Genomic DNA, 24,390 nt, shown 5'->3' with positions numbered 1-24,390 from the left:
CCGCTTCGGCGAGGCCATCCCGGGCGCCGGCCTCGGCCGTCGCAAGGAGGCGATCGCCCGCGTGCGCATCGTCCCCGGCACCGGCGGCGGCCCACCCACCCCCAGCCGTCCCTCCTCCCCGGGAAGACCACACCATGACGGTTCTCAACCAGTCCCTGCACTCCCTCGACCCGGAGATCGCCGCCGCGGTCGACGCCGAGCTGCACCGCCAGCAGACCACCCTGGAGATGATCGCCTCCGAGAACTTCGCCCCGGTGGCGGTCATGGAGGCCCAGGGCTCGGTGCTCACCAACAAGTACGCCGAGGGCTACCCCGGCCGTCGCTACTACGGCGGCTGCGAGCACGTCGACGTCGTCGAGCAGATCGCGATCGACCGCATCAAGGCCCTGTTCGGCGCCGAGCACGCCAACGTCCAGCCGCACTCGGGCGCGCAGGCCAACGCCGCCGCGATGTTCGCGCTGATCCAGCCGGGCGACACCATCCTGGGCCTGAACCTGGCCCACGGCGGTCACCTGACCCACGGCATGAAGATCAACTTCTCCGGCAAGCTCTACAACGTGGTCGCGTACCACGTGGACGAGAAGACCGGCCAGGTCGACATGGCCGAGGTCGAGCGCCTGGCCAAGGAGCACCAGCCGAAGCTGATCATCGCCGGCTGGTCCGCCTACCCCCGCCAGCTGGACTTCGCCGAGTTCCGCCGGGTGGCCGACGAGGTCGGTGCCCTGCTCATGGTGGACATGGCGCACTTCGCCGGCCTGGTGGCTGCGGGCCTGCACCCGAACCCGGTGCCGTTCGCGGACGTGGTCACCACCACCACCCACAAGACCCTGGGCGGCCCGCGCGGCGGCGTCATCCTGTCCAAGGCCGAGCACGCCAAGAAGATCAACTCCGCGGTCTTCCCCGGCCAGCAGGGCGGTCCGCTGGAGCACGTGATCGCGGGCAAGGCCGTCGCCTTCAAGATCGCCGCGTCCGAGGAGTTCAAGGAGCGCCAGCAGCGCACCCTGGAAGGCGCCCGGATCCTCGCCGAGCGCCTGCTGCGGGCGGACGTCGCCGAGGCCGGTGCCTCCGTGCTGTCCGGCGGCACCGACGTGCACCTGGTGCTGGTCGACCTGCGCAACAGCCAGCTCGACGGCCAGCAGGCCGAGGACCGCCTCCACGAGGTCGGCATCACGGTCAACCGCAACGCCATCCCGAACGACCCGCGCCCGCCGATGGTCACCTCCGGCCTGCGCATCGGCACCCCGGCCCTCGCCACCCGCGGCTTCCAGGCCGAGGACTTCCGCGAGGTCGCCGACGTCATCGCCGAGGCCCTCAAGCCGGGCTTCGACGAGACCGTCGCCGCCGCCCTGAAGGCCCGCGTCACCGCGCTGGCCGAGAAGTACCCGCTCTACCCGAACCTCTGATCGTCGGGGGTGGGTGACCGGCCTCACGCCGGCCGGCCACCTGCTGTTTCCGGGGCACCGCGCACACTGGAATTACGCGCGGTGCCCCTTCCCATGCTGCACCGTTCAAAAGCAGCGCCTGTCCTCCACGAGAACCAGACAAGGACGTCCCCCGTGGCCATCAGCGTCTTCGACCTCTTCTCCATCGGCATCGGTCCGTCGAGCTCCCACACCGTCGGCCCGATGCGCGCCGCCCGGATGTTCGCCCGCCGGCTGCGGTCCGAAGGCCTGCTGGCCGAGGTGGCGAGCGTCCGGGCCGAGCTGTACGGCTCGCTCGGCGCCACCGGCCACGGCCACGGCACCCCGAAGGCCGTCCTGCTCGGCCTGGAGAACAACTCCCCGCGCACCGTCGACGTCGACCAGGCCGACAAGGACGTCGAGCGGATCACCGCCGACAAGCGCATCAGCCTGCTCGGCGAGCACCCGATCGACTTCGACCCGGACACCCAGCTGATCCTGCACCGGCGGCGCTCGCTGCCCTACCACGCCAACGGCATGACCCTGTGGGCGTTCGCGGCCGACGGCTCGACGCTGCTGGAGAAGACCTACTACTCGGTCGGCGGCGGCTTCGTCGTCGACGAGGACGCGATCGGCGCCGACCGGGTCAAGCCGGACGACACCGCGCTGAAGTACCCCTTCCGCACCGGTGAGGAGCTGCTGCGCCTGACCCGCGAGACCGGGCTGTCGATCTCCGGCCTGATGCTGGAGAACGAGAAGGCCTGGCGCAGCGAGGAGGAGATCCGCGCCGGGCTGCTGGAGATCTGGCAGGTCATGCAGGAGTGCGTGCGGGCCGGCATGTCCCGCGAGGGCATCCTGCCCGGCGGCCTCAAGGTCCGCCGCCGCGCGGCCGCGGCGGCCCGCGCGCTGCGCGCCGAGGGCATCGGCCCGGCCAACGCGATGGAGTGGGTGACGCTCTACGCGATGGCGGTCAACGAGGAGAACGCGTCCGGCCGCCGGGTGGTCACCGCGCCGACCAACGGCGCGGCCGGGATCATCCCCGCCGTCCTGCACTACTACCTGAACTTCATCCCGGGTGCGGATGAGGACGGGATCGTCCGCTTCCTCCTCGCGGCCGGCGCCATCGGCATGCTGTTCAAGGAGAACGCCTCGATCTCCGGCGCCGAGGTCGGCTGCCAGGGCGAGGTCGGCTCCGCCTGCTCGATGGCCGCGGGCGGCCTTGCCGAGGTCCTCGGCGGCACCCCCGAGCAGGTCGAGAACGCCGCCGAGATCGGCATCGAGCACAACCTCGGCCTCACCTGCGACCCGGTCGGCGGCCTGGTCCAGATCCCGTGCATCGAGCGCAACGGCATGGCCTCCGTCAAGGCCGTCACCGCCGCCCGCATGGCCCTGCGCGGCGACGGCCGGCACCACGTCTCGCTCGACAAGGCGATCAAGACGATGAAGGAGACCGGTGCCGACATGAAGATCAAGTACAAGGAGACCTCGCGCGGCGGCCTCGCCGTGAACGTCATCGAGTGCTGATCTCCTCGGCATCGTGAGCCCCCTGAGCCCCCGGACGGCGTGACCGTCCGGGGGCTCAGTGCGTTAAAGAGGTAGCCGACTGTCCGCCAACAGGCGGATAATCCCCGCCAGTTGGTACTCGCCACAGGGGGAGTGGATGACGTTCCAGCCGTACGCCACGTCCGAGGCGACCCGACTGATGTGCGCGGGTGTGCACCTCGACCCGGAGTTCCGCCGACGGGTCGTCTCCGAACTGGTCGAGCACGACGAGCGCTCCGTGCCGCCGTCACTGGGCTTCGACCTCGTCCCGGTCCTCGCGCACGCGCTCAGGGCGCGGGCGGCGGAGGCGGTCACCGGGGCCGTGCTGGCGGCGATCTGGGTCGGCTTCCTCGCCGCCTCGTACCAGCCGCTGATCGCGGACCCCTCCCCCCGGCTCGGGCCCGGCTACTACGGCCCCTCCGCCTCCGACACGCTCGGGGAGGGGATACGGACGGCCACCCCGTACGTCGCCAACTTCGCCCTCCTCTACGCCTTCGTCTGCATGCTGTCCTGGTTCGCCAAGACCCCGGCCGCCCGCGACCACGCGCTCTACGCGCCCGCCCCGCCGGCCAGCTCGCCGCCCCCGCTCCGGCGGGCGCGGACCGGCTTCCTCTCGGTCGTCGCCGTCCTCGCCCAACTCGGCTACTGGGCGCGGGCGGTGAGCGACCTCGTCCAGCATTCCTACTACCTCGGCGTGGCATTCCCGTGCGCGCTCGCCGCCGTGGTGTGGGTGCACCGGCTGCTGGCCGCCCGCACCATCCGCGAACAGCTCAACCGGCTGCGCTACCCCGACCTGCCGCCCGCCGAACCGCCCCGCCGGGGCCGCTACCGCGCGATCCGCGGCGCCATCGAGGCCGAGCAGTACTCCGCGCTCGTCGTCTACGACCCCGCGCAGCCCTTCCTCGGCTCCGGGATCCCGTTCCAGCCCTGGTCGTTCGTCCTGGAGCTCAAGCGCCGCACGACCGGGCGCGTCGTCCCGGGGCAGGGCGTCGATCCCGGGCAGCGCGACCTCACCGCGCGCGCCGTCCTCGACCTGATCGTCCCGCGCCTGCACGCCCTGCGGCAGGCCGCCGCCGAGACCAGCCTCGACCGGCTGCGGGACATGGAGGTCCAGGAGGTCGTCCTGCTCCCCTACGGCCCCGCGCGCGGCGCCGTCCGCCGCGACCGCGAGACCGTCGAGCGGCACCTGCACGACGCGGTGGACGAGGGCGCCGAGCGGCGCCGGCACTTCCTGCGGATCCGGATCGGCGCGTGGGACGAGCAGGTGGTGCTGACGGTGCTGATCCGGGTGCACACCCAGGGGCGGCTGCTGGTGCTGGAGGTCGTGCCGCACGTCCTCGGGCCGGTCCGGCACGACTACGAGCTGCTGGCCGACGCCGTCGCCCTGCGTGGCGTCCGGCTGCGTTCCGGGCGCCCGGCGGTGTCCGCCTTCGTGGCCGGCCCGGCCGCGCTCCGGGCGCTGCTGCGCTACGGCGCCGGGCCCGGAGGCGGGGCGGGCACGGCGGGGGACGGCTTCGCGCCGTCGGCCCGGCCGGGCGTCTCGCTGCGCGAACTCGCCGCCGAGCCCTCCGTCTCGCTGCTCCAGGACCTGGACGTCAACCGGTACCTGCGGACGGTCCAGGAACGGGTCATCGCGGGCGTGCGGGAGGCGCTGCACAGCGAGGGCTACGACACCGGCCAGTTCGAGCAGACCGTGGTGCAGGTGCTGGAGGGCGGCGTCTACATCGGCGCGATGAGCGGCGGCGCGGTCGCGTCCGGGGCCGGCGCCTCGGCCCGGGCCGGGGGCGCCGCCGGTGGTGACGGAACGACCTGATGGAGAGGACTTCTCGATGAGTGGTGGAGAGCGGGAGCAGGCCGGCGGGGTGTCGATCGGCCGGCTGAGCGGTGGGGCGGTCGCGGCGGGCGACCACGCCGTGGCGGAGGACCGGTCGCAGCGGGTCGGTCCCGCCCCTGCCGCGGGTGAACCGGGCGTCGCGGTGCCGGGCGCCGCCGCGCCCGGCGCGATCGCCATCGGGTCGATGAGCGGGGGTGCGGTGGCGTCCGGCGCGGGCGCGCGAGCCGTCGACTCCTCGGTGCACCTCGACGCCCAGGCGCGCGAGCTGCTGACCTCCGTCCGGACGCTCCAGCAGCAACTCCCGCTGCTGGCACGGACGGAGGGCGACGGCGTGGAGCGGGTGGAGGGCGAGCTGGAGGCCATCGGCACGGAGCTCGAACGGACCGGGACGGCCGGGCGGACACGGCTGGAGCGACTGCGGGACCTGCTCGGGGGAGCGGGCACGGTGGTGTCCGGGCTCGCCTCGGCACTCGCCGTCGTCCAGGCGATCGAACAGTTCCTGGGCTGAGCCGTGGACCTGGAATGGGACGCCGAACGGCAGCGCTGGGTCACCCGGCCGGGCCCGGCGGCTCCGCCGCCGCCCGTCCAGCCGCCGCCACCTCCGGCGCTGCCGCCTAGGTACCCGCCGGAAGGACAGCCGCAGGCCGACTACCGGCCACCCGATTACCCGAAGCCCGGAAACCCGCAGCCCGACTACCCGCCGCACGGACAGCCGCAGGCCGACTACCCGCCGCACGGACAGCCGCAGGCCGAGCACCCGCCGCCCGAGGGGCCGTCGGCCGGGCGGCCTCGCCCGAGGGCGCTGGTGCTGGCGGCCGTGGCCGGAGTGCTCGTGGGCGGGATCGCGGGCGGCGGCTGGTACCTGCTGTCACTGCGCGCCGACGGGAAGCCGCCGGCCAACGCCGGGACCTCGACGTCCCCTTCACCGGTGCGCCTCTCCCCCACCCCGACCCGTACCACCACCCCTCCGGCCTCTCCCGTCCCGACGAGCCCGGCCCCCACCCCGACGCCCACATCGACATCCACACCGACCACCGGCCTCACGACGGTCCAGGACGCGGCGGGCTTCACCCTGACCGTCCCCGAGGGCTGGCGACGACGCGCCGACGGCACGTCCGTCTTCTACGACTCCCCCGACGGCACCAGCCTGATCCAGGTCTTCGTCATGGGCGACGGCGCTCCCTACGACCAGGCCGCCGCCACCGACAGCAGCCTGGCCGGCAACCCCACCCGCTTCCCGGGCTACCGGCGCATCCGCCTGGAGGTCACGGCGGGCGGCGCCGCCGACCTGGAGTACGCCTACGACCCGCCCGGCAGGGGCACCCGCCGCGTCGTCGACCACGTCCTCACCGCCCCCGACGGGAAGACCTATGCCCTCCTGGTCGCCGGCCCCGCCGAGGACTGGCCCGCCCTCCTCCAGCACGTCCAGCAGTCCCTGGTGACGTCCTGGTGCCTCACCGGCCGCTGCTAGGGCTACTGGGGAACCTCGTAAACCTGGTGACCGCCGTCAGCGGAACCTCCTGGTCCCGTTCCATCCAGCGCACCTCAGCCCACCCCACCGCCGGGGAAGCCGGCCGGGCCCCGGATCAGGCGCCGCCCTCCAGCTGGGCGGCGACGGCGGTCAGGCGGCCCATGGCGTGGGCCACGCCGAGGCCGTCCATGTAGTCGCGGACGTGCACGATGAGGCCGGCACGGACGCGGATCACCAGGAGGCCTGAGGCGGAGAACGGGCGGCCCGTCCCCGCGACCGTGCCCGTGACGACCTGCTCGACGGTGATCACCTCGGGGTCGGTGCTCCGGTGGACGGCGACCTCGCGGATCTCCCGCGGCTGCGCGGGGCTCGCGCCCCAGGCGGCGCGGTAGCCCGCGCGGACGGCCTCCCGGCCCTCGTGGCGCTCGGGCATGCCCGGGAAGAGGAAGGGGAACTCGTGGACGGCGTCCGGCGCGTAGAGGTCGGCGAGGGCGTCGGCGTCCTTGTCGAGGATCGCCCGCCGGAACCTGGCCAGGACGTCGAGCGGGGAGGCGCCCCGCAGGCCTTCGAGCTCGTCCGCGCGGCGGTGGTCCTTCGGGCGGGCGAGCGCCCGCCGCATCCGGATCAGGTCGTCGAGCGCCGCGTACCGCACCGTGAGGCCGGTCGACGGATCGACGGCGGTAACGGCCCTGGCCAGGCAGCCCGTGGTGTCGAGGCCGCCCCACGGCGCCGCCGGGGTGCAGAGGTCTCCGTCGGCGCCCGGCACTCGGAAAGGCGTCGACGGCCGGTCGAGGTCGGGGAGTTCGGTGCAGCCCGCGGCCGTCAGGGCGGCCCGCAGGGACCCGGCTTCCGCCGGGCTCCCGTCCCACAGGAGGTCGAGGTCGCTCGTCGGGTCGGCCGAGCCGTGCAGGATCCCGGCCACCTGGCCGATCACGACGGCGCGGGAGCCCGCCTCGTGCAGGGCGCGGAGGAAGGGGAAGGGGTCGAAGGCGGTCCCGGTGGCCCCGGGGCGTGAGCGGAGGGACTCGTGCAGCCGGGCGAGGGCGGTGTCGGTCACGTGATCATCCAACACCCGGCCAGACCCGTCCCGCACGGGTTTCACAGGTCCCGGAGTTCGTCGGCGCGTTCGTCGGCGCCGCGGTAGGCGTACAGGTCGTCGAGGAACTTCCGGCGGGCGGCCGGAATGCGGCTGGTGAGGCTGAAGTAGGTGCGGGCGGCGAACAGGGCGAGACGGCCGGTCAGCGGCTTGTAGAGCGGGTCGTCGCCGCTGGTGCCGTTGTTGTCGAGGGAGTCGGCGACGCGGGCGAAGCCGTACGGGATCATCTCGGCCTCGTAGTCGCCGATCGCGGCGAGCAGGGGCTTCTCGCCCCGGGCGGCGGCGGTCAGTTCGCGGCAGAGCAGGGCCGCGTCGCGCAGGGCGGTGTTGGCGCCGACGCCCTGGCCGGGGGTCATGGTGTGGATGGCATCGCCGAGCAGGGTGACATTGGTGGTGCGCCACGGCTCGACGGGCTCGGAGGTGGAGATCCTCATCGGGAACGCGGCGTCGGGGTCGGAGAGTTCGAAGATGCGGCGCAGGCCGGGGTGCCAGTTGTCGCACACCTCCAGTGCGGTGCGGATCAGTTCGGCGCCGCGCCGTTCGGTGGTGTCGGCCGGGAAGTGGTCGTGGGAGCTCCAGACGGAGAGGTTGATGTAGTCCCGGGAGTTGTCGTACTGCAGTCCGGACCACGCGTCGAGCAGCGCGGCGTCCGCCGGGTCCTTGGGCCGGCCGTCGGTGTCCCACGGGAACTCCATCACGTGGACCATGCCCATCAGGCCCTTGGTTCCGAAGATCAGCGAGATGCCGTTGCGGGCCTCCTCGGGCAGCAGTGCGCGGGTCTCCGGGGTGAGCGGGGTCTTGGTGGCGATGGAGGTGATGCCGGCGTCCTTGACCCGGGCGTGCGGCAGGTACTGCTGACGGACGGCGGACCGGGTGCCGTCGGCGGCGATCAGGACGTCGCCGGTCGCACTGGTGCCGTCGGCGAAGTGGGCGGTGACGGTGCCGTCCTCGTGCTGCTCGTAGTGGGTGAAGACCTTGCCGTAGTGGACGACGTCGTCCATCCCCGTGAAGAGCACCTGCCGCAGGGTCGCGCGGGACACCGAGCGCTCGCTGTCGACGGCGTCGCGGTCGTCGCGCAGCGGGAAGGTGGCGGTGCGGCGCAGCTTCTGGGTGAACACGTTGAAGTGGCGCGGGGTGCGGGCGCAGGTGGCGACGAAGGTGTCGAAGAGGTCCGGGGGCAGGCACTGCCGCAGCGCGCGGTTGCCGGTGGGGTCGATGCCGACGCGGTAGCCGTACAGGCCGTCGGAGCGCGAGCCGTACCGCTCGTAGACCGCGACCGAGACGCCCGCCTTCTTGAGCCCGTGGGCCAGGCACATTCCGCCGGTACCGCCGCCGATGACGATGACATGCATGGGGAGCACTTCCCTTGACTCTCATGTATCTTGGCTATCGAGGTAAATTCATCTTGATACTCAAGAGACTCGACTGTCAAGGAGATTGTGGTGACGGATGCGAGCCGGCCCGCGGACGAGCTCCGGGAAGCCGTGAGCACGGAGGTGCAGGCCCTGCAGGCGGCGGTGGACGCCTTCGACGAGGCGGCGGCGGCCGTCCTCGGGGTGAACCGGACGGACCTGCGCTGCCTGGAACTGCTGATGCAACAGGAGTCGTACGGACCGGGGCAGCTCAGCCAGGCCCTGGGGCTCACCACCGGCAGCGTGACGACGATGCTCGACCGCCTGGAGCGCCTCGGCTACCTGACCCGCTCGGCCGACCCCTCGGACCGTCGCAAGGTCGCCGTCCGGATCACCGAGCAGGCGCAGCAGAAGGCTTGGGAGCTGTACGGCCCGTTCGCACTGGAGGGCGGCGAGGCACTCAAGGCCTACAGCAAGGAGGAGTTGGCCCTGCTGGCCGGCTTCCTGCGCAACTCCCGCGACCTCTACGAGCGCCACCTCACCCGCGTCCGCGCCCTCCCCGCGAGGGGCCGCCGCCGCTGAAGCGGGCGCACGGGAAGTCGGCCCGGCCGACTTCCCGCGTGACCCCACCGAAGAGGCCCGGGTGTTCCCGCCACTCCTGCGGCGCCCGGCGGCAGCCGGTCGCTCGCCGAGATCACCCGGAGGCGAGAACCGCCAGGCCGGCGGCCAGGACGGCCAGGCCCGACCACGAGACGGCGGGGAGCCGCTCGGCGAGGACGGCGACGCCGAGGAGGGCGGCGACGGCGGGTTCCGCCAGCGTGAGCGTCGTGGCGGTCTGGGCGGTGGTGTGGCGCAGGCCGTGGCCGAAGAGGCGGTAGGCGAGGAACGTGGTGATCACGGCGAGGTGGAGGGCGACGGCCGAGCCCCGGAAGGTGAGCAGCCAGTGCCCGTCACCGAGGAGGAGGACGGGCAGGACGAGCAGCGCTGCACCGCCGAACATCACGCCCATCACGCCGCCGGACGCGTGCCCGTGGGCGATCAGCCGGCCGCCGACGAGGGAGTACGCCGCGTACGAGAGCCCGGAGAGCCCCGCCAGCAGCACACCGAGGACGTCCACGGGCGCGCCGCCGCCGGTGAGTTCGGGGCCGAGGACGAGGACGGTGCAGCCGAGGACGGCCGTGGCGGTCGCGGCGGCCCATCGGGCGGTCGGACGGCCCTGGCCCGCGAGCCAGCCGAGGAGGCCGGTGAACACGGGGGCGCTGCCGAGTGCGATCACGGTCGCCACGGCGACGCCGGTGCGGGTGACGGCCGGGTAGAACGTGAGCGGGTAGCCGACCACCGCGACGGCGCCCATGGCGAGGAGCCCGCTTTCGCGGCGGGTGCACGCGCGGGGCAGGGTCCGGGCGTCCCGGGAGGTGAGAAAGAGGAGCAAGCCGCCGAGGACGAGCCCGGCAGCGCCGATGCCCGTCGGGGACGCCCCGGCGGGGGCGAGGGAACTGGCGGTCCCGGTGGTGCCCCAGAGGAGGGCGGCGGCAAGTATCGGGAGAGGCCCGTTGAGGGCCGAGCGAGCACGCACGATGGTGAACTTCCGTCGTCGACAACCGTGATGGTGAGTGGTTTCGAAACGGGCGCACGCAACGTGCCCCCGGCGGCGGGGAAGGCCGGCCGGGGTCGCGGGATCAAGCCACCGACGCGCGCCCGATCAGGCGCAGAGCGGTGGCAGCGCGACGCGCCAGTAGGAGTTCACGGACCCGATGGTAACCGGGGGCCTGCGCAGGAAGTCGGGCCGCCGACCTCCTGCGCAGGCCGGCTCCCACGACGGGGGATCCGCTCCCGAAGCTCAAGTCGCCGAGGTCGAGCGACCTCTTGATGGAAGGGGTGGGCCACCACCGTCCAACCACCAATGCGCGCAGGAGATATGACTAATCGTCACCATTGCACGACAGGGCGTCCCTCCGTGTAGCGTGCGGACTGAAGCGAACCGCCACCGGTGAACCCAGTGCCACCCGCGAAATCGGCGAGCCGGCACCGGCGTCAACGAAATCCGCACCCGATCACCCCGAGGAGCGAACCCACTCCCCCGCGCACGTCGCCCTCGCAGGGCTCGGGCTCACGGACGCCCGGCTCGCGCTCCACCGAAACCGCCGCCAGAGCCCGCCGATCATGAATATTCACAGGCCTTAGCGTTAACCTATGCAAAATCCCAAGGTCAACTGGGTGACAAGCCTTTCAATCCATGCCGTCCGGTTTGCCCGCATGCTGAGATCCGTGCGATAGTCGACATATCGAACTTCGACTGGCCCGACCTGGCACAGTCGACGCCCATCGCGCGGCACGCACCCCCTTGGCCGGCGCGATGACTTGCAGGGGCCCCCACCCGCCGGACCACGGCGCACTCGGGGGCCCTGCGTGTTTTCCGGAGCGGGAACCGGAGCGGAAAAAGGCCTCAGTGGCGCTCGCGGATCTTCAGCTCGAACCAGACGCCCTTGCCCCGCGGCAGCAGGTCCGCCCCCCAGCGGTCGGCGATGTCGTCGACCACCCGCAGGCCGCGCCCCCGCTCGGTGACGGGCACCGGCTCGGCGAGGATCACGCAGGGCAGCGCCCGCGAGGAGTCGCGGACCTCAACCCGCAGCCAGCCGGGCTTGCGGGTCACCTGGAGCCCGATGGTGCGGCCGGCGGCGTGCCGCACGGCGTTGGAGACCAGCTCGCTGGTGAGTAACTCCCCGGCCTCCAGGTGCTGGTGGAGGTCCCAGGACTCCAGGACGGACAGCACCAGCCGACGGGCCACCGGGGCGGACTCCGCCCGGGACGGCAGCCGCACCTCGCCCGGCGCGGACTGATCGCACAGCCTTCCGAAGTACATCTCCTCCAGCTCCTCGGAGCTGAGCCGCTCCAGCGCCGACAGCGCACCCGGGACGTCGATCCAGGACGCCTCGGCGACCAATCCGGCTCCGGGAACTGATGACTGATCTGTTTCGCCCCAACCCGCCATGCGACCCATCATTGCGGAACGCAAGCGGCCGCGTACGGACAATGAGCAAACGATCACCCCGAGTCGGCATATGCCCCGTGCAAGAGAGGGGCGGTGGACCGACGGCAAGCTGCCGGAAACACGGCGACCCGGGCCCGACGAGAGTCGGGCCCGGGTCGCCGGGAAAGCGCTCCTACCAGGCGCTCCACTGCAGGCTCCAGCCGCTCAGACCGTTGGACGGGTCGAGGGTCTCGGGCTTGTTGGAGTTCTTCACGATCACGACGTCGCCGACGATCGAGCTGTCGTAGAACTTGCCCATCGAGGTGGAGTCGCCGCCGCCCTTGACGTCCTTGAGGCCCACGCAGCCGTGGCTGACGTTGTCCTCGCCGAAGGCGTCCGACCAGTAGTTGCCGTGGATGTAGGTGCCGGAGTCGGTGAGCCGCATCGAGTGCGGCACCTGGAGGTCGTACGACGCGCCGGTCATGCCGGGCAGAGTGCTGGACTGCATCCGCACCACGCCCTCCTTGGACTCGATGACCATGGTGCCGTTCCAGGTCGGGTGCGCGTCCGAGCCGGAGGTGATGTCGATGTCGGAGGACTGGCCGTCCCGCACGACCGTCATCTTGTGCGTCCTGGCGTCAACCGTCGACACCTGGGACCGCCCGATCGTGAAGGGCTCGTCCCGGTCGCTGCCGTACACCCCGGGGGCGATCTCGACGCTGCCCAGCCGGTAGTGGACGGTGACCTTGGTGCCGGGCTTCCAGTACTCGGCCGGGCGGAAGTCCAGCCGGCGGTCGCCGAACCAGTGGCCCTTCACCTCGGTGCCGTTGTTCGTCTCGAAGCTGATGCCCTTGAGGACCGCGTCCTTGTTCTTGACGTCCTTGCTGAAGTTCACCGAGACGATCATGCCGACGCCGTACGTCGCGTTGTCGTCGACGTTGTCGGCCGCCTTGGCGAGCGCCGTCGGCGTCAGCGTGGTGAAGCTGCTGTCGGCCTGCGCGACCACGCCGTTGGCGTCCGCGGCCATCGCGCTCACCTGGTAGGCGGTGCCGACCGCGAGCCCGGCGGACGGGGTCCAGGTCGAGCCGTCGGCGGCGATCGTGCCGGCGATCTCCTTGCCGGTCTTGTCGCTGACCTTGACGGTGGTGAGCTTGCCGCCCGTCGCCCCGACCTTCAGCGCGCCCGGCGCCACGTCGACCGAGCCGGTCTTCGGCTCGATGGACACCACGGCCTGCGACACCTTCGGCGCCGCGCTCGCGGTGGCGGCGGCCGAGGGCGCGCCGCCGGCCGCGCCCGCCCCCAGGTCGGCCTTGGCCGCGTTCCCGCTGCCGCCGTCGCCGTTGCACGCCGCCGTCAGGACCAACATCGCGCCGCCCAGACCGACGGCCACCACCCTGCGTATCGACTTCACGTCGATCCCTCCCTCTGAAACCCCGCTGGACCCACAGGGCCCGACCAATACACGCGCTGGCCACCGAAAAGGTTGCGCCATTCGAAGGGCTTCGCGCTCGGAAAACGCGAGCGGCCCGACCCCAACGGGTGAGGATCGGGCCGCTCGACGGAAAAGCGGTGACGAACCGGGACTACCCGGGCCTACCGCCGGGTAGGACCTACCAGTTCGCCCAGTCCACGTTCCAGCCGCCCAGCCCGTTGGAGGGCGAGACGGTCTTCTCCTTCGAGTTCACGATCTTGACGACGTCGCCGACCATCGAGTCGTTGAAGAACCTGCCGGCGACGGACGAGTCGCTGCCGCCCTTCTCGTCCGCCATCGAGATGCAGCCGTGGCTGGCGTTGTTCCTGCCGAACGGGGCCGGGTTGGCCCAGTAGTTGCCGTGCACGAAGGTGCCGGAGGTGGTCAGCCGCATCGCGTGCGGCACGTCCTGGATGTCGTACTCGCCGCCGAGACCGACGGTCTGCGAGTTCATCCGGGTGACCTTCTCCTTGGACATGATCACCATGGTGCCGCCCCAGGAGGGCGTCGCGTCCGCGCCCAGCGTGACCGGCACGGTGGTGCTCTTGCCGTCCCGCTCGACGGTCATCTGGTGCGACTTGGCGTCCGCGGTGGAGATCATCGAGCGGCCGACGGTGAACGGCTCGTCCTTGTCCACGTCGCCGTAGACGCCCGGGGAGACCTCGACGTTCTTCAGCCGGTACTTGATGGTGACCTTGGTGCCCGGCTTCCAGTACTCGGCCGGACGGAAGTCCACCCGGCGGTCGCCGAACCAGTGGCCCTTCACCTCGGTGCCGTTGTTCGTCTCGAAGCTGATGCCCTTGAGGACGGCGTCCTTGTTCTTCACGTCCTTGGTGAAGTTCACCGAGACGATCATGCCGACGCCGTAGGTGGAGCCGTCGGCGATGTTGTCGTTGGTGGAGACCTTCTTCTCCGGCGTCAGCGTCGTGAACGTGGTGGTGGACGCGGCCACCAGGCCGTCGGCGTCCTTGGCCTGCGCGTTCACCTTGTACGCCATGCCGACGGCGAGCGCCGCCGCGGGCTTCCAGCCGCTGCCGTCCGGGGCGATCGCGCCCTCGACCGGCTTGCCGTCCTTGTCGGTCACCTCGACCGAGGTGAGCTTGCCGTTGGAGACGGACACCGCCAGCGCGCCCGGAGCGACGTCCTGGGCGCCGTCCTTCGGCTCCACGGCCAGCACCGCGGCCGAGGTCTTCGGGGCGGGCTGCGCGGCCGCCGGGGCCGCCGAGTCGCCGGCCGCCGCCGCGGTGCTGCCCCCGGACGCCTTGCCGCCACCGCCGCTGTCATCGTTGCAGGCCGCGGTGAGCAGCAGCACCCCGCCCATGGCCAGTGCCACCGCGCCCCTGCGTATCGCGGCGCCGGCCGTCATTCCCGTCTTCACGGTTTCTCCCCTCCCGGTATCCACACTCTTGACGCATCGAGTGCCCCCGTGAGTTGCACCGGGCGCCGATCTTTCGCGCCGGGACCCCGGCGACTTCCGCGCCGGATCCGCGACGCGTCGGAGCAGGATAACTGGGCCGTCCGGGTGAACTCCGGGGGAGGTGGGTGGAGCGGGGGTGAACCGGTCGTGAAGACCCGCGCGCCGGCGGTTCGGGCCGGTGCACTGTCCGCCACCCACCGCGCCCACGGCACGTCCCGGCCGTCGAGCCCGTTCTGCGGCGGCACGAGGTCGCGGCGGAGTCCTTCACCTCCAGGACGTCCCCGGGGATGGTGTTGGGGCGGAACCGGGGGCGAGGGGGTGGGGTGGGGGCGGGAGTCCATCCGCCGGTAAGCCCCCGTTCAGCCGCTTCCGATCAGCGCAAACCGGGAATGAGGAAGTGAACGGGGTCCGGGACACCCCGTCCAGGGAGGGCATGGCCATGGCGTCAGGGCGGGAGCTGGAAGCCGGTGCGCGGACCCGCGGCGGGACGACCGCCGAGCCACCGTGGCCCGGCGACTGGCAGCCGCTCGGCGCCCGCTTCCGGACCGGCCAACCCGGCGGCCCCGGCACCAACTTCGCGCTCTGGGCGGCCGGCGCCGAGGCCGTCGACCTGTGCCTGTTCGACGAGGCCGGCCAGGAGAGCCGGCACCGCCTCACCGAGCAGGACTTCCACATCTGGCACGGCTTCCTGCCCGGCGTCCGACCCGGCACCCGGTACGGCTTCCGCGTGCACGGCCGCTGGGACCCGTGGACGGGCGCCCGCTGGAACCCGGCCAAGCTGCTGCTCGACCCGTACGCCCGTGCCATCGACGGCTGTTACACCTCCCACGACGCGGCCAGCGGCGCCGTCCGCAACTGGCCGGAGGCGAACGTCGCCGACACCGTCCGGGACAACCGTGACTCCGCCCGCTACGTGCCCAGGTCCGTCGTCGTCCACGATGACGACGACTGGTACGACGACCACCGCCCGAAGACCCCGTGGGCCGAGACCGTCCTCTACGAACTGCACGTCCGCGGCTTCACCATGCGCCACCCCGACGTCCCGCCCCACCTGCGCGGCACCTACGCGGGCCTGGCCCACCCCGCCGCCGTCGCCCACCTGACCCGCCTCGGCGTCACCGCCGTCGAGCTGCTGCCGGTCCACCAGCACGCCAGCGAGGACCACCTCCAGGCGCGCGGTCTCGCCAACTACTGGGGCTACAACACCGTCGGCTACTTCGCCCCGCACGCCGGCTACTCCGCCTCGGGCTCGCGCGGCGGCCAGGTCGGCGAGTTCAAGCGGATGGTCCGCGCCCTGCACGCCGCCGGGATCGAGGTGATCCTCGACGTGGTGTTCAACCACACCGCCGAGGGCGCCGAACTCGGGCCCACGCTCTCCCTGCGCGGCATCGACAACGCCGCCTACTACCGCCTCGCCCCGCACCGCCCGCGCGGCTACGCCGACTACACCGGCTGCGGCAACACCCTGGACACCCGCCGCCCGCAGGTGATCCGGCTGATCACCGACTCGCTGCGGTACTGGGTCGCCGAGATGGGCGTGGACGGCTTCCGCTTCGACCTCGCCGCCGCCCTCGCCCGCGCCGGCGACGGCGTCGACATGGACCACCCGTTCCTCGCCGCCGTCTCCCAGGACCCCCTCCTCAGCCGGGTCAAGCTGATCGCCGAGCCGTGGGACGTCGGCCCGGGCGGCTACCAGGTCGGCGGCTTCCCGCCGCTGTGGGCCGAGTGGAACGACAAGTACCGGGACACCGTCCGGGACTTCTGGCGCGGCGCCCGCCCGGACGTCCGCGAGCTCGGCTACCGGCTGTCCGGCTCCTCCGACCTCTACCAGCGCGGCGGCCGCCGGCCGTACGCCTCCGTCAACTTCGTGACCGCGCACGACGGTTTCACCCTGCGCGACCTCGTCAGCTACGACCGCAAGCACAACGAGGCCAACGGCGAGGCCAACCGGGACGGCACCGACGACAACCGCTCCTGGAACCACGGCGTCGAGGGCGAGACCACCAGCCCGGAGGTCAACGCCCTGCGGCTGCGCCAACTGCGCAACCTGCTGGCCACGTTGCTGCTCTCCACCGGCGTCCCGATGATCACCGCCGGGGACGAGTTCGGCCGCACCCAGGGCGGCAACAACAACGCCTACTGCCAGGACAACGAGATCAGCTGGCTGGACTGGTCCCTGCTGCGCGAGCCCGGCTGGCGGGAGCTGTGCGAACTGACCGCGCGGCTGGTGCGGCTGCGCCGCGCCCACCCGGTGCTGCGGCAGCGGGCGTTCTTCTCCGGCCGGGCCGCCTCCCCCGGCGGCCAGCCGGACCTCGCCTGGTTCACCCCGCTCGGCAAGGAGATGACCGAGGCCGACTGGTTCGCCCCGACGACCTGCCTCGGCATGCTGCTCTCCGGCGCCGCGATGACCGAACGGGACGCGACCGGACGGCCGCTCGCCGACGACAGCTTCCTGCTGCTCCTCAACGCCGGCCACGAACCGGTCGTCTTCACCCTCCCCGGCGAACCCTGGGCCGCGCCGGAGGCCGCGTACGAGACGGTCGCCGACACGGCCACCCCGGGTACCGGCGGACCGCCCCCGCGGGGCGCCGTCGTGCTGGGCGGGCGCTCGCTGCAGTTACTGCGCGCGCCCGCCCCCGAATAGACCGGGCCCGCGTCAGCCGCGCGAGTGGCCCACCCCGACGTTCTCCGGCACGCCGATCGCGCCCGGCACCGGCACCGCCGCCGAGCAGTGGGCGCCGACCGGGTGGCACGCGACCGCCCGTACGGATGACCGGTTCTCGCTGCACCGCCCTGACAGGGGCGAAAAACCTGATGAGAAATGACGGACCCTCTGCCTACCCTCACGACGATGGCCGAGAACCGACAACCCGACGCCCCCGGGACCGCCCACCGCTCCACGGTCCGCTCCCTGCTGCGCCTGTGGCCCTACGCCCGGGCCGTCCGCCGCCGGCTCGCCATCTCCGTGACGGCCGCCGTGCTCGCCATGCTGAGCGTCCTCGGCGTCCCGATCGTGCTCGGCCGGATCGTGGACGGGCCGCTCGCCCGGCACGACCTCGCCGGGCTGCGGCCGCTGGTCGGCCTGCTGCTGGCCCTCGGCCTGATCGAGGCCGGCCTGTTCTACACCCGCCGGGTGGTCCTCGCCCGCCCGCTGGCCGGGCTGGAGACGGCCATGCGCGGCGACCTCTTCGCCAAGCTCCAGCGGCTGCCGGTCCCCTTCCACGAGCGGTGGGGATCCGGCCAGCTGCTCTCCCGGGCCACCGCCGACATGTACACCATGCGGCTGTTCCTGGCCTTCCCGCTGGTCTTCCTCATCGTCAACTCGGTGATGTTCCTGGCCGGCACGGTCGTGATGTTCACCCAGGACTGGCGGCTCGCCCTGATCGTCCTGGTGCCCGCCGGCCCGCTGTTCGTGCTCACCCGGCGCTTCGAGTCCGGCTACTCCGGCGCCGCCCGGCTCGCCCAGGACCAGAACGGCGACCTCGCCACCGTCGTCGAGGAGTCCGTCCTCGGCATCCGCGTCCTCAAGGCCTTCGGCCGCCACCGCTCGATGCACGAACGGTTCCGCGCCCAGTCCCGGCTGCTGCGCCACACCGAGCTGCGCAAGGCCCACCTGCTCGCCAACCTGTGGGCGGTGATCGTCGGCCTGCCCGAGATCGCCCTCGGCTGCGCCCTCGCCGTCGGCGCCTACCTCGTCTCGCACGACCAGCTCAGTGCCGGCACCCTGGTCGCCTTCCTCTCCACCGCGCTCGCGCTGCGCTGGCCCGTCGAGTCCCTCGGCTGGCTGCTCGCCTACGCCAACGAGGCCGCCACCGCCACCGACCGCTTCTTCGAGGTGCTCGACGCAGCGGAAGAGGAGGACCCCGGCACCGCCACCGGCCTCGGCGCCCCGGACGGCATCCGCCTCACCGGCGTCCGCTTCCGCTACCCCGACGCCCCCGACGACACCCCCGACCTGCTCCGCGGCATCGACCTGCACATCCGCAGCGGCGAGACGATGGCCCTGGTCGGTGCCACCGGCAGCGGCAAGACCACGCTCACCGCGCTGCTGCCCCGCCTGTACGAGGCCACCGCCGGCACCATCACCCTGGACGGCCGCGACATCCGCGACCTGCCCCGGGAACGACTGCGCGAGCTGGTCGCGGTGGCCTTCGAGGAGCCCACCCTGTTCTCCGCGACCGTCCGGGAGAACGTCCTGATGGGCGCCCCGGGCGCGGGTGAGGACCGGCTGCGCGCCGCGCTCGCCACCGCCCAGGCCGGCTTCGTCGACAAGCTCCCGGCCGGAGTGGACACCGAGGTCGGCGAACAGGGCCTCAGCCTCTCCGGCGGCCAGCGCCAGCGCCTCGCGCTGGCCCGCGCGGTGGTCGGCGACCCGGCCTTCCTGGTCCTGGACGACCCGCTGTCCGCGCTCGACGTGCACACCGAGGCCCTGGTCGAACGCGCCCTGCGCGAAGTCCTCTCCGGCACCACCGCCCTCGTGGTCGCCCACCGCCCCAGCACCGTACTGCTCGCCGACCGGGTCGCGGTGCTCGCGGACGGCCGGATCGAGGCCGTCGGCACGCATCAGGAGCTGCTGCGCGGCTCCGCGCGCTACCGCGAACTGATGACGGGCGAGGCCGCCCCCGCACCCGAGGCCGCCCTGATCCCCGAGGGGAGCACCGCCCGATGACCACGACCGTCGAGTCCACCGAACGCGCCGAGCAGGAGGAGGAGTTGCCCCCGCCGCCGGCCGACGAGGAGGACATTCCCGTCCCGCCCGGCGCGCCCCGGGCGCTGCTGCGCTCGCTGCTCGGCCCGCACCGGGCCCGGATCACCGTCGCGATGCTGGTGATCCTGGTCCAGCAGGCCGCCCTGCAGTCCGGCCCGCTGCTGGTCGCGGTCGCGATGGACCGCGGCATCCCGGCACTGCGCGAGCACGACGCCGGGCCGCTGATCGCGGTGATCGCCGCCTACCTTTGCTTCGCGCTGCTCAGCCCGCTGCTGCAGTGGGTGTTCATCAAGATCAGCGCCAGGGTCAACCAGGACATCCTGCTGGAGCTGCGCGGCCGGATCTTCCGGCACGCCCAGCGGCTCAGCCTGGACTTCCACGAGCGCTACACCTCGGGCCGGATCATCTCCCGTGCCACCAGCGACATCGACGCGCTGCGCGAGCTGCTCTCCGAGGGCCTCCAGGAGCTGCTGACCGTCTTCCTGTCGGTCTGCTACATCTCGGTGCTGCTGCTGGTGCTGGACTGGCGGCTCGGCCTCGCGTCGCTCGCCGCGCTGGTGCCGCTGGGCCTGATCGCCCACTCCTTCCGCACCCGCTCGCGCCGGGTCTACCGCCGCTCGCGGACCTCCGCGGCCTCGATGATCGTCCGCTTCACCGAGACCATGAACGGCATCCGCCCGGTGCAGGCCTTCCGCCGCGAGAAGGCCAACGACGCGGCCTTCGCCGTGGTCAACCGGCGCTCCGCCACGGCGACCGCGGACGGGCTCCTGGAGCTCGCCCGGTACGTCGGCCTGTCCCGCGCCACCGCCAACCTCTGGACCACCGGCGTCGTGCTGCTCGGCGCCTACCTGGTGGTCGACGACACGCTGGAGCTCGGCGTCCTCACCGCCTTCGTGCTCTACCTGCGCCGGCTGTTCGACCCGATCGACCAGCTCGCGATGTTCCTGAACAGCTACCAGTCGGCCGCCGCCGCGCTGGAGAAGATCGCCGGCCTGCTCGCCCACGAGCCGACCGTCGCCGAGCCGGCCGAGCCCGTCGAGCTGCCGCAGGCGGCCGGCAAGGGCCGCGAGGTCGCGTTCGAGGGGACGCGCTTCGCGTACCGCACCGGCAAGGAGGTGCTGGCGACCTTCGACCTGGTGATCCCGGCCGGGCAGACGGTGGCCGTGGTCGGCGCGACCGGCGCGGGCAAGTCGACGGTCGCCAAGCTGCTGGCCCGCTTCTACGACCCGACCGAGGGCCGGATCCGGCTGGACGGCGTCGACCTGCGCGACCTCGCCACGCCCGAACTGCGGCGCGGGGTGGTCATGGTGACCCAGGAGTCCTTCCTCTTCTCCGGCACCGTCGCCGAGAACATCGCGATCGGCCGGCCCGGCGCCACCCGCGAGGAGGTCGAGCAGGCCGCCCGGGACATCGGCGCCTACGAGTTCATCGCCGCGCTCCCGGACGGCTTCGACACCGACGTGCGCAAGCGCGGCGGCCGGATCTCCGCCGGGCAGCGCCAGCTGGTCGCCTTCGCCCGTGCCCTGCTGGCCGACCCGGCGGTGCTGATCCTGGACGAGGCGACCAGCTCGCTGGACGTCCCCGGCGAGCAGGCCGTCCAGCGGGCGATGCGCACGGTACTGGCCGGCCGGACCGCCGTGATCATCGCGCACCGGCTCTCCACCGTGGAGATCGCCGACCGCGTCCTGGTGATGGACCAGGGCCGGATCGTCGAGGACGGCAGCCCGAAGGAGCTGACCGACGGCTCCGGCCGCTTCGCCGAACTGCACAGGGCCTGGCGGGAAAGCCTGGTGTAGGAACCGGGCCGTCCCGCCGGGCCCGCCCCGGGCCGAAGGGCGCACCGGCGCCGAAAGCGAGGGCGCGCGAGCTGGGGCACCTCCCGGCCGCCAGGCCGGGGGAAGCCTCGGCGCCGGGCACCCGAAGGGCGCGCCCGGGGGCGAGCGGGTGACTATCTGAGCAGCCCCGCGTCCATCCCGGCCGACTCGGCGGGCAGGGCGACCAGCCCCAGCTCCGCCGGGGAGGCCAGCCGCGGGTGGGACGGCAGCACCCGGACGGTGTAGCCGAACGGGCCCGTCCGGGCGAGTTCCAGCGAGCCCTCGTACCGCGTCCGCCCGTCCAGGTCCGGGCCTCCGACCGGCTTGAGCGCGAACAGGCCGACGTCCGAGATGCCGTCCGACTCGTCCACCCGGCCGGACACCACCTGCACCTCGACGTCTCCCGGCTCCAGCGCGCCGAGCGCGACCTGGACCCGCAGCGACAGCGAGCTGCCGAGCTCCTGCGCCTCGGCCGGGCAGTCCGCCTCGACGTGCTCGACCCGGACGGCCGGCCAGGCCTCGCGGACCTTCGCCTTCCAGGCCGCCAGCTCGCGGGCCCCCACGCCCGCGCCGGCCGCGAGCTCGCGCTGGGCGATCGCCGCCGGGGCGTACAGCCGCTCGACGTACTCGCGGACCATGCGGCCGGCCAGCACCTTGGGGCCGAGGGTGACCAGGGTGTGCCGGACCATCGCGATCCAGCGGTGCGGCAGCCCGTCCGCGCCCCGGTCGTAGAACCGCGCGGCGACCTGCTCCTCGATCAGGTCGTACAGCGCGGCCGCCTCGATGTCGTCGCGCCGCTCGGCCTCGCCGCTCTCCGGGTCGAGCACGCTGGTGTCGTCGGCCGTGGGGATCGCCCAGCCGTTCTGGCCGTCGTACCACTCGTCCCACCAGCCATCCAGGACGGACAGGTTGAGGCAGCCGTTGAGCGCGGCCTTCATCCCGGAGGTGCCGCAGGCCTCCAGCGGGCGCAGCGGGTTGTTCAGCCAGACGTCGCAGCCCGGGTAGAGGTGCTGGGCCATCGCCATGTCGTAGTCCGGCAGGAAGACGATCCGGTGCCGGACGGCCGGGTCGTCGGCGAAGGCGACCATCTGCTGGATCAGCCGCTTGCCGCCGTCGTCGGCCGGGTGGGCCTTGCCGGCGACGACGATCTGCACCGGCCGGGTCGGGTGCAGCAGCAGGGAGCGCAGCCGGTGCGGGTCGCGCAGCATCAGGGTCAGCCTCTTGTAGGACGGCACCCGGCGGGCGAAGCCGATGGTCAGGACGTCCGGGTCGAGCACCGAGGAGACCCAGCCGAGCTCGGCCTCGCCGGCGCCGCGCTGGTGCCAGGAGGTGCGCAGGCGGCGGCGGGCCTCGTCGACGAGTTGGGCGCGCAGGCTGCGGCGCAGGTCCCAGATGTCGGTGTTGCCGATCCTCTCCAGGCCGGTCCAGCGCTTGGCGTCGCCGGTGGTCATGGCGTCCTCGGCGCGGTCGGCGCCGATCTCGGCGACGCCGAGGCTGACGACGGCCGGATCGATCCAGGTGGCGGCGTGGACGCCGTTGGTGACGGAGGTGATCGGGACCTCGTCCGGGTCGAAGCCTGGCCACAGGCCGTTGAACATGGCCCGGCTGACCTCGCCGTGCAGGGTGGAGACGCCGTTGGCGCGCTGGGCGAGCCGCAGGCCCATGGCGGCCATGTTGAAGAGCTTCGGGTCCCCGCCGGGCCAGGTCTCGGCGCCGAGCGCGAGCACCGGCTCGACCGGGACGCCGGGCAGGGCGGCGTCGCCGGAGAAGTGGCGGGCGACGAGCTCGCGGTCGAAGCGGTCGATGCCGGCCGGGACGGGCGTGTGGGTGGTGAACAGGGTGCCGGCCCGGACGGACTCCAGGGCGGCGGCGAAGTCGGGGCCGGCGGTGTCGGTTTCGGCCGGGCCGGCGGCGACGAGTTCGCGGATCCGTTCGACGCCGAGGAAGCCGGCGTGGCCCTCGTTGGTGTGGAAGACCTCGGGGGCGGGGTGTCCGGTGAGGCGGCAGTAGGCGCGGACGGCCCGGACGCCGCCGATGCCGAGGAGCATCTCCTGGAGCAGCCGGTGCTCGCTGCCGCCGCCGTAGAGGCGGTCGGTGACGTCGCGCTCGGCGGGCGAGTTCTCCTCGGTGTCGGAGTCGAGGAGGAGCAGCGGGACCCGGCCGACCTGGGCCTTCCAGATGTGCGCGGCGAGGATCCGGCCGCCGGGCAGGGCGAGGTCGATCCGGCAGGGGGTGCCGTCACCCTCCCGGAGCAGGCTGACCGCGAGTTCGTCCGGATCGAGCAGCGGGTAGCGCTCCTGCTGCCAGCCGTCCCGGTTGAGGGACTGCCGGAAGTAGCCGTGCCGGTAGAACAGCCCCACGCCGATGACCGGCACGCCGAGGTCGCTGGCGGCCTTGAGGTGGTCACCGGCCAGGATGCCGAGGCCGCCGGAGTACTGGGGCAGTGCGGCGGCGATGCCGTACTCGGGCGAGAAGTAGGCGATGGCGGCGGGCAGCGGGGTGCCGCCGCTCTCCTCGGTCTGGTACCAGCGCGGGCCCGCGAGGTAGTCGCGCAGGTCGTCGGCGAGGTCGCCGAGGCGGCGCAGGAAGCGCCGGTCGGCGGCGAGCGCGGCGAGCCGGGCGGCCGGGACCTCCCCGAGCAGTCGCACCGGGTCCTCGCCGGTCGCGGCCCAGACCTCCGGGTCCACGGACCGGAAGAGGTCCCTGGTCTCGGGGTGCCAGGACCAGCGCAGGTTGAGGGCCAGCTCGTGCAGCGGCTGGAGTTGTTCGGGCAGGACAGTGCGGACGGTGAATCTGCGGATTGCCTTCACGGCGTGAAGCGTAGCCCCGACGGCCGTCATGGCAGTGCGTCAAGTGGGCTATTGGGCATCCGTTCGGCCTATTGATGAGATCGCATTCGGCGCATTGGTCTGCACAGGGGGCGCGCGAGGCGCACTTTCCGGGGGATCGCGCTACCAAAGCGTGAACACTGTGGAACGGACCCATTTCCGGCGGCTCATCCGCTCCGGACAAAGCCCGAAACTACTGTCGTACCGCTGCGAAAGTCCCGCCCGCGGTGCGAGTATGACCCAAGGTCGTTGATGCTGTGGGGAGTGCGGCGACGGGTGGCACTCCCCTTGAAGCAGCACGTCCGAATCCTTTTCGCGTTGATCGGTCCTCATCCTCCTTAACCCATTCGGCGCTCACCGCGCTCCGACGCGTGTCCTCGCACTCGGCCGACTCGTTCACGGGTGGACCGGGTCGCCAGGGGCGTGACCCCGGAGGCGTGCGCCGGGACGCGCGCGGGCTCCGGGGCGTCCCGGCCCGGGCTCGGC

Annotated in this window: 16 protein-coding genes; 9 read left to right on the top strand and 7 right to left on the bottom strand. The window is 72.7% G+C overall.

Translation table 11 applies throughout. The features are described 5' to 3' along the window. The first annotated feature begins 134 nt into the window (after positions 1-134). The 5 genes from glyA (at position 135) to ACWCXH_RS03585 (ending at position 6,247) form a co-directional block, all read left to right on the top strand. Entirely contained in the window at positions 135-1,403 is a 1,269-nt protein-coding gene (glyA, locus tag ACWCXH_RS03605; RefSeq protein WP_449799653.1) for a serine hydroxymethyltransferase, read from the top strand. A 153-nt stretch (positions 1,404-1,556) separates the two neighbouring features. Further along, positions 1,557-2,924, top strand: coding sequence for an L-serine ammonia-lyase (locus ACWCXH_RS03600; RefSeq protein ID WP_449799652.1), 1,368 nt, complete (start codon positions 1,557-1,559; stop codon positions 2,922-2,924). A 136-nt stretch (positions 2,925-3,060) separates the two neighbouring features. After that, complete coding sequence (locus ACWCXH_RS03595; protein WP_449799651.1) at positions 3,061-4,755, top strand: hypothetical protein; 1,695 nt, start codon at positions 3,061-3,063, stop codon at positions 4,753-4,755. Between the two features lie 16 nt (positions 4,756-4,771). Further along, the gene (locus ACWCXH_RS03590) at positions 4,772-5,284 is read left to right on the top strand and encodes a hypothetical protein (protein ID WP_449799650.1); all 513 of its coding nucleotides are present in this window, start codon (positions 4,772-4,774) and stop codon (positions 5,282-5,284) included. Between the two features lie 3 nt (positions 5,285-5,287). After that, positions 5,288-6,247 (top strand): hypothetical protein, encoded by a 960-nt coding sequence (locus ACWCXH_RS03585; RefSeq protein WP_449799649.1) that lies wholly within the window; start codon positions 5,288-5,290, stop codon positions 6,245-6,247. A 115-nt stretch (positions 6,248-6,362) separates the two neighbouring features. Here the strand turns inward: ACWCXH_RS03585 and ACWCXH_RS03580 are convergent, their stop codons facing one another. Both ACWCXH_RS03580 and ACWCXH_RS03575 read right to left on the bottom strand, forming a co-directional pair. Continuing rightward, complete coding sequence (locus tag ACWCXH_RS03580) at positions 6,363-7,304, bottom strand: nuclear transport factor 2 family protein (protein WP_449799648.1); 942 nt, start codon at positions 7,302-7,304, stop codon at positions 6,363-6,365. A gap of 41 nt (positions 7,305-7,345) precedes the next feature. After that, the gene (locus tag ACWCXH_RS03575) at positions 7,346-8,695 is read right to left on the bottom strand and encodes an FAD-dependent oxidoreductase (RefSeq protein WP_449799647.1); all 1,350 of its coding nucleotides are present in this window, start codon (positions 8,693-8,695) and stop codon (positions 7,346-7,348) included. Between the two features lie 90 nt (positions 8,696-8,785). On the opposite strand from ACWCXH_RS03575, the gene ACWCXH_RS03570 reads away from it, so the two are divergent. Continuing rightward, positions 8,786-9,277, top strand: a complete 492-nt coding sequence (locus ACWCXH_RS03570) for a MarR family winged helix-turn-helix transcriptional regulator (RefSeq protein WP_449799646.1) — start codon at positions 8,786-8,788, stop codon at positions 9,275-9,277. A gap of 112 nt (positions 9,278-9,389) precedes the next feature. Here the strand turns inward: ACWCXH_RS03570 and ACWCXH_RS03565 are convergent, their stop codons facing one another. From ACWCXH_RS03565 to ACWCXH_RS03550, 4 genes are all read right to left on the bottom strand, one after another. Then, positions 9,390-10,271: a DMT family transporter gene (locus tag ACWCXH_RS03565; RefSeq protein WP_449799645.1), complete on the bottom strand. Its 882-nt coding sequence runs from the start codon at positions 10,269-10,271 to the stop codon at positions 9,390-9,392. 870 nt (positions 10,272-11,141) lie between these two features. Further along, entirely contained in the window at positions 11,142-11,639 is a 498-nt protein-coding gene (locus ACWCXH_RS03560) for an ATP-binding protein (RefSeq protein ID WP_449799644.1), read from the bottom strand. Positions 11,640-11,859: 220 nt separating this feature from the next. After that, the gene (locus ACWCXH_RS03555) at positions 11,860-13,077 is read right to left on the bottom strand and encodes a L,D-transpeptidase (protein WP_449799643.1); all 1,218 of its coding nucleotides are present in this window, start codon (positions 13,075-13,077) and stop codon (positions 11,860-11,862) included. Positions 13,078-13,276: 199 nt separating this feature from the next. Beyond that, entirely contained in the window at positions 13,277-14,515 is a 1,239-nt protein-coding gene (locus tag ACWCXH_RS03550) for a L,D-transpeptidase (RefSeq protein WP_449799642.1), read from the bottom strand. Positions 14,516-14,993: 478 nt separating this feature from the next. On the opposite strand from ACWCXH_RS03550, the gene glgX reads away from it, so the two are divergent. From glgX to ACWCXH_RS03535, 3 genes are all read left to right on the top strand, one after another. Then, the gene (glgX, locus tag ACWCXH_RS03545) at positions 14,994-17,198 is read left to right on the top strand and encodes a glycogen debranching protein GlgX (protein WP_449799641.1); all 2,205 of its coding nucleotides are present in this window, start codon (positions 14,994-14,996) and stop codon (positions 17,196-17,198) included. Positions 17,199-17,405: 207 nt separating this feature from the next. Beyond that, complete coding sequence (locus tag ACWCXH_RS03540) at positions 17,406-19,223, top strand: ABC transporter ATP-binding protein (RefSeq protein WP_449799640.1); 1,818 nt, start codon at positions 17,406-17,408, stop codon at positions 19,221-19,223. After that, positions 19,220-21,058, top strand: coding sequence for an ABC transporter ATP-binding protein (locus ACWCXH_RS03535; RefSeq protein WP_449799639.1), 1,839 nt, complete (start codon positions 19,220-19,222; stop codon positions 21,056-21,058). Before ACWCXH_RS03540 ends, ACWCXH_RS03535 begins: the two co-directional genes overlap by 4 nt. A 152-nt stretch (positions 21,059-21,210) precedes the next feature. Here ACWCXH_RS03535 and glgP read toward each other — a convergent pair whose 3' ends face one another. After that, positions 21,211-23,886, bottom strand: a complete 2,676-nt coding sequence (gene glgP, locus ACWCXH_RS03530; protein WP_449799638.1) for an alpha-glucan family phosphorylase — start codon at positions 23,884-23,886, stop codon at positions 21,211-21,213. Positions 23,887-24,390 lie beyond the last annotated feature (504 nt).

The sequence above is a fragment of the Kitasatospora sp. NPDC001660 genome, from assembly GCF_053596725.1.
The sequence above is the reverse complement of the archived record's forward strand: the minus strand, read 5'-3'. Positions and strand labels throughout refer to the sequence as shown.

Bases quoted from the DNA above. Each gene is read 5' to 3' on its own strand.
- ACWCXH_RS03575 (WP_449799647.1), bottom strand. From the start codon at position 8,695: ATGCATGTCATCGTCATCGGCGGCGGTACCGGCGGAATGTGCCTGGCC.
- glyA (WP_449799653.1), top strand. From the start codon at position 135: ATGACGGTTCTCAACCAGTCCCTGCACTCCCTCGACCCGGAGATCGCC.
- glgX (WP_449799641.1), top strand. From the start codon at position 14,994: ATGGCGTCAGGGCGGGAGCTGGAAGCCGGTGCGCGGACCCGCGGCGGG.
- ACWCXH_RS03590 (WP_449799650.1), top strand. From the start codon at position 4,772: ATGAGTGGTGGAGAGCGGGAGCAGGCCGGCGGGGTGTCGATCGGCCGG.
- ACWCXH_RS03540 (WP_449799640.1), top strand. From the start codon at position 17,406: ATGGCCGAGAACCGACAACCCGACGCCCCCGGGACCGCCCACCGCTCC.
- ACWCXH_RS03595 (WP_449799651.1), top strand. From the start codon at position 3,061: ATGACGTTCCAGCCGTACGCCACGTCCGAGGCGACCCGACTGATGTGC.
- ACWCXH_RS03535 (WP_449799639.1), top strand. From the start codon at position 19,220: ATGACCACGACCGTCGAGTCCACCGAACGCGCCGAGCAGGAGGAGGAG.